Annotated in this window: 1 protein-coding gene; it reads right to left on the reverse strand. The window is 33.9% G+C overall.

What is annotated here, in order from left to right; genetic code table 11:
- Positions 1 to 422: tetratricopeptide repeat protein (locus tag ACJDU8_RS25700; RefSeq protein ID WP_406795025.1), on the reverse strand; the 422-nt coding region annotated here is incomplete at both ends.

Raw genomic sequence — 422 nt, forward strand, 5'->3', positions numbered from 1 at the left:
CATAATTTTTCTCCGCTGCTTCATAGTCATCTCTGCTCTGTTGTAAAATTGCAAGGTTGTTTAATGTCATTGCCACATCTGATATGTAGGTTTCTGGATTTTTTTTAGCTAATTTTCTTCTTATACTTAAGGCTTCAACATAATTTTTCTCCGCTCCTTCATAGTCATCTCTGCTCTGTTGTAAAATTGCAAGGTTGTTTAATGTCATTGCCACATCTGACATGTAGGTTTCTGGATTTTTTTTAGCTAATTCTCTTCTTATACTTAAGGCTTCAACATAATTTTTCTCCGCTCCTTCATAGTCATTTCTGATATGTTGTAACTTTGCAAGGTTGTTTAATGCCATTGCCACATCTGGCATGTAGGTTTCTGGATTTTTTTTAGCTAATTCTCTTCTTATACTTAAGGCTTCAACATAATTT

The sequence above is a fragment of the Candidatus Clostridium eludens genome, from assembly GCF_045310515.1.
In the GTDB taxonomy this organism is placed as follows: domain Bacteria; phylum Bacillota; class Clostridia; order Clostridiales; family Clostridiaceae; genus Clostridium_B; species Clostridium_B eludens.